Origin of the sequence: Hymenobacter sp. (assembly GCF_036388155.1) — a bacterium.
Lineage (GTDB): Bacteria > Bacteroidota > Bacteroidia > Cytophagales > Hymenobacteraceae > Hymenobacter.
On sequence record NZ_DASVSI010000104.1, the window covers coordinates 1 to 7,423 of the forward strand.

The 7,423-nt window shown below is 61.6% G+C and carries 8 protein-coding genes and 1 tRNA gene; 5 read left to right on the forward strand and 4 right to left on the reverse strand.

The window, feature by feature from the left end:
- The 4 genes from VF629_RS25795 to VF629_RS14635 form a co-directional block, all read right to left on the reverse strand.
- A partial coding sequence (locus VF629_RS25795) for an Ig-like domain-containing protein (protein WP_414653886.1) occupies positions 1-439 on the reverse strand: 439 nt, incomplete at its 3' end.
- Between the two features lie 245 nt (positions 440-684).
- Positions 685-758 (reverse strand) — tRNA-Arg (locus VF629_RS14625).
- A gap of 113 nt (positions 759-871) precedes the next feature.
- Positions 872-1,588: a TVP38/TMEM64 family protein gene (locus VF629_RS14630; protein WP_331059234.1), complete on the reverse strand. Its 717-nt coding sequence runs from the start codon at positions 1,586-1,588 to the stop codon at positions 872-874.
- A 126-nt stretch (positions 1,589-1,714) separates the two neighbouring features.
- Positions 1,715-2,614, reverse strand: coding sequence for a DUF2167 domain-containing protein (locus tag VF629_RS14635; RefSeq protein WP_331059235.1), 900 nt, complete (start codon positions 2,612-2,614; stop codon positions 1,715-1,717).
- Between the two features lie 137 nt (positions 2,615-2,751).
- On the opposite strand from VF629_RS14635, the gene VF629_RS14640 reads away from it, so the two are divergent.
- The 5 genes from VF629_RS14640 (at position 2,752) to VF629_RS14660 (ending at position 7,322) form a co-directional block, all read left to right on the forward strand.
- A complete protein-coding gene (locus VF629_RS14640) occupies positions 2,752-3,891 on the forward strand; it encodes a cystathionine gamma-synthase (RefSeq protein WP_331059236.1) in 1,140 nt (379 codons plus the stop codon).
- Between the two features lie 134 nt (positions 3,892-4,025).
- Positions 4,026-4,739, forward strand: coding sequence for an SGNH/GDSL hydrolase family protein (locus tag VF629_RS14645; protein WP_331059237.1), 714 nt, complete (start codon positions 4,026-4,028; stop codon positions 4,737-4,739).
- An 88-nt stretch (positions 4,740-4,827) separates the two neighbouring features.
- The gene (locus VF629_RS14650) at positions 4,828-5,661 is read left to right on the forward strand and encodes a maleylpyruvate isomerase N-terminal domain-containing protein (protein ID WP_331059238.1); all 834 of its coding nucleotides are present in this window, start codon (positions 4,828-4,830) and stop codon (positions 5,659-5,661) included.
- 203 nt (positions 5,662-5,864) lie between these two features.
- Positions 5,865-6,695: a metallophosphoesterase family protein gene (locus VF629_RS14655; RefSeq protein WP_331059239.1), complete on the forward strand. Its 831-nt coding sequence runs from the start codon at positions 5,865-5,867 to the stop codon at positions 6,693-6,695.
- Positions 6,696-7,322, forward strand: a complete 627-nt coding sequence (locus tag VF629_RS14660) for a hypothetical protein (protein WP_331059240.1) — start codon at positions 6,696-6,698, stop codon at positions 7,320-7,322.
- The last annotated feature ends 101 nt before the right edge of the window (positions 7,323-7,423 follow it).

Below are 7,423 nucleotides of genomic sequence, written 5' to 3' on the forward strand. Positions count from 1 at the left end.
CCACATCTGACCCGAACTGAAAGGCGCCGATGCCCGTGCCACCCGCCGCCGTCGTGAACTGAGCTACCCGTGGGCGAGCCAATGTTCCACCGCTGTTGCCCGCCGCTGTAGTTACAGTGTACTGCACTGTTTCCCCCGGCATAAACGCCGAGGCCGAGGGCGTAAAGCTGAGCGTGCTGCCGCTTACACTAGCTGGTGTGGTGCTCCGCGAGCGTAGACCGCCCTTCTGACTACTGAATACCTTCAGTGCCCCAACCGAAGCAGCTGTCAGCGGCTGACTAAAGCTCACGGTAAGCGGACTGGTGCAGGCTGCGGCCCGGGCATTTGCCAGCGGTACTACGGAAGTAATGACAGGTGCTTGGGCAAGGGCTGCTCCGCTAGGGGCCAATAGTAAGAAAATACGCAAAGTCCATTGAGCAGGCGAGTAGGAGTGGGGCATACAGCAGGATTAAATGAGTAAGGGAAAACCAGAACTAGTTTAGGCGAGGCAAGGCCTTTACCAAAAGTAAGGAGTTAGATGCCTTGTGAAGGCATTAGTAGCCCAGCTGACCCTGCCATATTGCAGAGGCATGAGAGTACAAGAAATGGTTACGACGGCCTCTTGGAATGACAATATTGCACCCGCATCCGTATCCCAAGTAAGTATGAAAAAAGGCCCTCACAATACTGTAAGGGCCTTTTCTGTGGTCGTGTAAGGAGTCGAACCTTAAACCTTCTGATTCGTAGTCAGATGCTCTATCCAATTGAGCTACACAACCAGTTCCCGTGTTGGGAGCGCAAAGGTAAGCGGATAAAATGCGTCTGCACAAGTAAGGCGCGTACTTTTTGCTGATAATTTTTTGCTTTTTGCGCAAACCATTCACAATCAGGGCTACTCTGCGGGGGGAGAAGTGCGGTTGCTGAGGGCCCGCTTGACGGCTTGGTTGAATAAGTAGTACAAGCCGAAAAAAGAAGCGGCCACCAGCGCCAGCAACAGGAGCTTGCCCGTGGTGCCGGTGCCCGGGTCCTTGAGCAGCGCAAACACGTCTTGCGCTTTGGTGCCGAGCCAGTAGAAAAACAGGCTGCGCGGGAGCATGCCCGCTATAGAGGCCAGCAAAAACGGCCACCGGCGCACCCGCATGATGGCCAGGATGAAGGTCATGAGGGCAAAAGGCGTGACCGGCGACACGCGGGTGAGAAAAATGAGCTGCCAGCTGTCGGTTTTCAGCTCGCGCATCACGGCTTCGGCTTTGGGAAAGTGGCCGAGGAAGGTCAGCATTTTGCCGTGGTCGAGGGTGGCCGCAATCTGGTAGCCCACCAGGGCCGCGAGGGCGTAGGCCACCACCATGCCCGGAAAGCCGCTCCAGCCCAGGTAAAAACCCGTGACCAACACCACGGCGGTGGTGTTGACCAAGGAAAAGGCCATGGCCACGCCCACAATCACGAAGTACAGCAGGCTTTGGCCGGTGGTCAGGTTCTCCAAAAACTCCTGGTTTTTATAGAGAATCCCAGTCAGTGACGCGCTGCCCAGCAACGGCACGGCCACCAGCAGGAGCATGGACAGCAGCGTGGAGAAGTTTTTTCGGAAAAGCTCGCGCAGAAATTTCATAAGGCACAACAAGGCACTCGGGGCAATGGCCTTTCGCCACGCAAGAAAGGCGTAAGCCGGCACCCGGACGGTGTCGCTTACGCCTTTCCAAGCGGCTCCGGCCGGGCCGGAGCGATAAAATCTGGCTTACGCCTCCTTCGCGCCGAAGCCAAAAAACTTCTTGATGCCCGCCCAAGCGCCGGCCAGCGCCAACAGGCCCAGCTTCCAAAACTTCAGCAACACGGCAAACAGGCCCACTTTGGCCAGCACCTTGCCCGCCACCAGTCCGCCGATGCCGTAGGCGGCCACTTCGTCGATGCCGGGGTCAAAATCCACGTACTGCTCGCCCTTGGCAAAGCTCACGGCGCTGAGCAGGCCGGGAATGCTGGCTTTGATGGCCGGCAGGTCGGAGGCCGAGCCCACGGCGTTGAGGATGAGCACGCCCTTGCGGCCGAGCACGCGCACGTTGTAGTTGAGGGTGTTTTCGGGGCTGTCGCCGAATTTCAGGGTTTTGGCCCAGTGCAAGGTGTGCTGGGCTTTGTCGTAGTACGGGGCCGAGGCCCAGCCCACCAGCTCCACGGGCTCGTAGCCGGCTTCGGTGCGCTCTTTGTTGGCGTCCACCATGTCGGTGCGCATTTCGTCCAGCAGGTCCTCGTAGTCGATGTCGTCGGCATCGTCGTCCTTCACGTGGCCGGAGGGGTCGTATTCGATGACGTAGGCCCACGCGGCTTTGTCGAGCGGGCTCATTTTTTCCGGGAAGAGCATGCCCAGCGAGGTGCCGTCGGGGTTGCCCCAGTAGCGCGTGAGCACCTGGCGGCTCTGGGCCGAGTCGAGGTAGTGGAAGCCTTTGGGCACCGAAACCTCGCTGATGCCGCCGGGCAGCACCACGCGGCCGGTTTGGTAGTGCAGCGAATTGTTGATGGAGTCGAAAACGAAGGCCCGGCGGGCCACCGAATCAAGCGGCGCCGGCGCGGGTTTGGGCTTGGGTGCCGCCAGCGCCACGCCGGATACCAACAGCAGAGATAGGGGAGAGTAGTGTTTTTTCATGGAAAAGTATTGATGATGAATAACAACGGATTAGCGAAGATAAGGCGCCGATTTGGTCTGTTTGGCAGGTTCTTTTCAGGCCGCTTGGCCGCTTGCTGCTGGCCGCCCGCCCGGCAGGAAACACTACCTTTGCGCGCATGAAATTCGCCACCAAAGCCATCCACGCCGGCGTGCACCCGGACCCCCACACCGGGGCCATCATGACGCCCATTTACCAGACCTCGACCTACGTGCAGACTTCGCCCGGCAAAAACCAGGGCTTTGAGTACTCGCGCACGCACAACCCCACCCGCTCGCAGCTGCAAGACGCCCTGGCCGCCCTCGACAACGGTAAGCACGGCCTGGCCTTTGCCTCCGGCATGGCCGCCATGGACTGCGTGGCCAAGCTGCTGCAACCCGGCGACGAGGTGATTTCGACCAACGACCTCTACGGCGGCTCCTACCGCCTGTTCACGAAAGTATACGAGCCGCTGGGCATCAAATTCCACTTCGTGCCCATGCACGACATGGAAGCCGTGCGCGCCGTGGCCAACGAGAAAACCAAGCTGATTTGGGTGGAAACCCCCACCAACCCGCTTCTGAATGTCATCGACATTGCCGGCGCGGCCGCGGTAGCCAAGGAGTGCGGCGCCCTGCTCGCGGTGGACAACACCTTCAGCACGCCCTACCTGCAAACGCCCATGGACCTGGGGGCCGACATCGTGATGTACTCGCTGACCAAGTACATGGCCGGCCACTCCGACACCGTGATGGGCGCCCTGGTGGTGAACGACGACGAGCTGCACCAGCGCCTGAGCTTCTACCAGAACGCCTGCGGCGGCACCCCCGGCCCCCAGGACTGCTTCCTGGTGCTGCGCGGCCTGAAAACGCTGCACATCCGCATGCAGCGGCACTGCGAAAACGGCCGCGCCGTGGCCGAATACCTGCGCCAGCACCCCAAAGTGGAGAAAGTGTACTGGCCCGGTTTCGAAAACCATCCCAACCACGCCGTGGCAGCCAAGCAGATGCGCGACTTCGGCGGCATGATTTCCTTCGTGTTGAAGGGCGACCGCCAGGAAGACGCCGTGGCCGTGCTCGAGAAGTTCAAGTACTTCACCCTGGCCGAAAGCCTGGGCGGCGTGGAAAGCCTCAGCGGCCACCCCGCCACCATGACGCACGCCAGTATTCCGGCCGAGCAGCGCCGCAAATCGGGCCTCAGCGACTCGCTCATTCGCCTGAGCGTGGGCATTGAGGACGCCGAAGACTTGATTGAAGACTTGGCGCAGGCCATCGGATAGTGGAACGGGGGCGTGCGGGCCACTGCGGCTTGCGCGCCCCCAATCGTCCGCCTTCGCAGAACAAACCTTGGGGCCAGCTCAATCCTGAAGAATCCGCGGGTCGTAGGTGCGTCCGTTACTCAATAGCCGAACCGATGCGCCTGTTTGTTCTCTTTTTTTCGCTGCTTTTCGTCTCCTGCCACACGGAGCAGCCCGCGCCATTGCCCCCGCCGAGCGGGAGCTTGCCGCCCCGCACGCCCACCACGGCTGCCATCAGCTACTTGGCGCTTGGCGACTCTTATACGATAGGGGAGGGCGTGACCAACGCCGAGCGCTGGCCGGTGCAGCTGGCGGCAATGGCCCAGCAGCGCAACGTGAATGTGCAGGAGCCCGACATCATTGCGCGCACTGGCTGGACAACTTCCGAGTTGGCCAGCGCCATTGCCAGCGCCCAGATTACGAGAACCTACGACTTGGTTTCGCTGCTGATTGGGGTCAACAACCAGTACCGCGGCGAGTCGTTGGCGAAGTACCGCACCGAGTTTCAGCAACTGTTGCGCACGGCCTTGGCGCGGGCCGCCAACCGCCCGGGCCGGGTGATTGTGCTGTCCATCCCCGACTGGGGGCAGTCGCCCTTTGCCAACGGGCAGGACCGGGCGCGCATTGGCGCCGAAATTGACCAGTTCAACGCCGTGGCCCGGCAGGAATGCCAAGCCGTGGGCGTTTCCTTCATCGACATTACGCCCATTACACGTGGCGCTGCGGGGGATGATGCTCAATTCACCCGCGACCGCCTGCACTACTCCGGCGAACACATGCGGCGCTGGGCCGACCAGGCCTTGTTCGTAGTGGAAGCGGCTGTTAAATAGTGTAGTTTGCAGCGGAATTAGGTTCAGGTTAAAACCCGGCCTGATAAACTGCCCGCAGCTTTCGTTTCACTCATTTAGCCTCTGCTACATGGTACCCATCGACGTGCTGCCGCTCTTTCCGGTGCTGGACGCGAAGCTGCTGGAGCTGCTGGGTTCCCTCTCGCCCGCCGACTGGCAGCGGCCCACCCTGGCCCGGCAGTGGACGGTGAAGGACGTGGCGGCGCACCTGCTCGACGGCAACCTGCGCACGCTCTCGATGCTGCGCGACGGTCATTTTGCCGAAGGGCCGGAGGAGGGTTCCTACGAGGGCGTGCTGGCTTTTCTAAACCGGCTGAATGCTGACTGGGTGGTGGCCGCTCGCCGGCTGAGCCCCGCCGTGCTCACGGCGCTGCTGGCGCAGTCAGGCACCGAGTACAACGCGTTTTTGGCCACGCTGGACCCCTGGGCGCCGGCTGCTTTTTCCGTGGCCTGGGCCGGCGAGGCCGAGTCGATGAACTGGTTCCACGTGGCCCGCGAGTACACCGAGAAGTGGCACCACCACCAGCAAATACGCGAAGCCGTGGGCCAAACGGCCCCGCTGATGACGCCTGAGCTGTTCCGGCCGTTCATCAACACGCTGATGCGCGGGGTGCCGCATGCCCTGCGCGCGGCGCCGGCAGCGGCAGGGGCAGTGGTGCAAGTGCAGGTGACCTCGGACAGCGGCGGCACGTGGCGGGCCGAGAAGACCCCGAACGGTTGGCAATTGCAGCCGGCTTCGGCTGGCCCGGCGGACGCAACGGCCGAAGTAGTGATACCCCCCGACGTGGCCTGGAAGCTGTTTACCAAAGGCCTGAGCCCGGCCGAAGCCTTGTCTCGCGTGCAGCTGCGCGGCAACGAAGCGCTGGGCCATGCCGTGCTGCGCCTGGTGGCCGTGATGGCCTGAGTGAAATCCTTCGGGGAAGAATAAAGCATTCCGGGCGTCTGCACGTCTTCAGGGTGTTGCATTGCTTTTAACAGCAATTTAATGAGGTGGTTAGCGTCTTATTAAATCGGAGTTAAAAGCAGTGTGCTTTACCAACTTCACCCCCAAAGGACCAGTTAAAGGACTGTACCTGCGTTGCAGTTCTTTTCCGGCCATTCACTACCATGCACACCCTTACCACCCTGCGCCACTGGGTCCGCGTTGCCCCTTTTGTTGCCCTGCTAGGGCTGGCGGGCTGCGAAATCATCGAATTTAGTCCCAACGACCACCGCGTCCCGGAAAAATTCATCAACCTCACCCAGAAAAACCTCGCCAAACTGCAGGCCCAGCCGCTGGCCCCGGGCGACACCCTGCGGTTTGTGTTCACCGGCGACTCGCAAAACTTTTACTACGAGGCCGACAAGCTGGTGGAGAGCGTTAACCAGCAGCCCGGCATTGCCTTTACGCTGGTAGCGGGCGACATCTCGGACTACGGGCTGGCCCGGGAAATGAGCTGGGTGGCCGAAAAGCTGCAAGGCCTGAAAAAACCGTTTATCACCGTGGTGGGCAACCACGACCTGGTGGGCAACGGCCGCACGACGTACGAGCACATCTACGGCCCGCTCAATTACTCCTTCGTGTACGGCGACACCAAATTCATCCTGGTGGACACCAACGGCCGCGAATACAACTTCAATGGCCAAGTGCCCGACATGAACTGGGTGCGCCCCCAGTTGGCTAATCTGGACGGCGCCCGGCGGCAAGTGGTGGTGTCGCACGTGTCCCCGACCAGCGGCGACTTCGACCCCACCTTGGTTGCGCCCTACACGGGAGCGCTGCGCGACGCCCAGGGCTTGGTGTTCGAAATGAACGGCCATAACCACTCGTCGTCCATTGGCCAGCCTTACGAGGACGGGGTGACGTACGTGAATTCCGACGCGTTTTCGGAGCGCCGCTACTTTGTGGTTACCGTGTGGGGCAACAAGGAGTTTCGCATCAAACAGGTCAAATTCTAGATGAAAAAGCTCTTCTTTTTGGCCGGTTTGCTGGCCACTGTTGGGGCGCAGGGGGCGCCCCTGGGCGACACAAGCGTGGTGGCGGGCCCGGTGCCCGGCGGGCGCCCGTGGTTCCGTCCCAATCATCTGGTGCTGCAAACGGGCGGCGGCCTGGGCATGGTGGCGGGCGGGGCCGGCTACGCATTCGGGAAAGGCCGGCTCGAAACCGACGTACTCGTGGGCTACGTGTCGGAGCGGTACGCGGGCTCGGCGCTAAGCCTGGCTTCGCTGAAACTCCTGTATTCGCCCTACCGCCTGCGCGTGAGCGAGAAGGTGCAGGTGCTGCCCCTCACCTTCGGCGCGTATGCCAGCTACACGCACGGCGTCATCAACGACGGGGTAAAGGGGCAATACCCCAAAGACTACTACTGGTTTTCGACCGACACCCGCGTGGGGCTCATACTGGGCAGCCGCGTGACGTTTTTGGCGCCCCCGGTGGTGGCTACGGGCCAGCCGCGCAAACTGTCGGCGTTCTACGAGCTGGGCACCAACGACTTGTACCTGGCCAGCTACTTCAACAACCTGCAGGGCGGGCTGGGCTTTCACAAGCTGCTCACGCTGGCCCTCGGCCTCAAGGCGGACTTTTAGCCCCGGCTGCCGCGCAAAGGCAAAAGCCGCTGCCCGGCTCGTGCAACTTTTAGGCGATGGCCCCGGTCAGGAAGGCGGGCCGCAACGTTGGGGCCCGCCTT

What these genes read in the sequence shown, in the direction of transcription:
- VF629_RS14630 (WP_331059234.1), bottom strand. Translation starts at nt 1,588, where the DNA reads ATGAAATTTCTGCGCGAGCTTTTCCGAAAAAACTTCTCCACGCTGCTG.
- VF629_RS14635 (WP_331059235.1), bottom strand. Translation starts at nt 2,614, where the DNA reads ATGAAAAAACACTACTCTCCCCTATCTCTGCTGTTGGTATCCGGCGTG.
- VF629_RS14640 (WP_331059236.1), top strand. Translation starts at nt 2,752, where the DNA reads ATGAAATTCGCCACCAAAGCCATCCACGCCGGCGTGCACCCGGACCCC.
- VF629_RS14645 (WP_331059237.1), top strand. Translation starts at nt 4,026, where the DNA reads ATGCGCCTGTTTGTTCTCTTTTTTTCGCTGCTTTTCGTCTCCTGCCAC.
- VF629_RS14650 (WP_331059238.1), top strand. Translation starts at nt 4,828, where the DNA reads ATGGTACCCATCGACGTGCTGCCGCTCTTTCCGGTGCTGGACGCGAAG.
- VF629_RS14655 (WP_331059239.1), top strand. Translation starts at nt 5,865, where the DNA reads ATGCACACCCTTACCACCCTGCGCCACTGGGTCCGCGTTGCCCCTTTT.
- VF629_RS14660 (WP_331059240.1), top strand. Translation starts at nt 6,696, where the DNA reads ATGAAAAAGCTCTTCTTTTTGGCCGGTTTGCTGGCCACTGTTGGGGCG.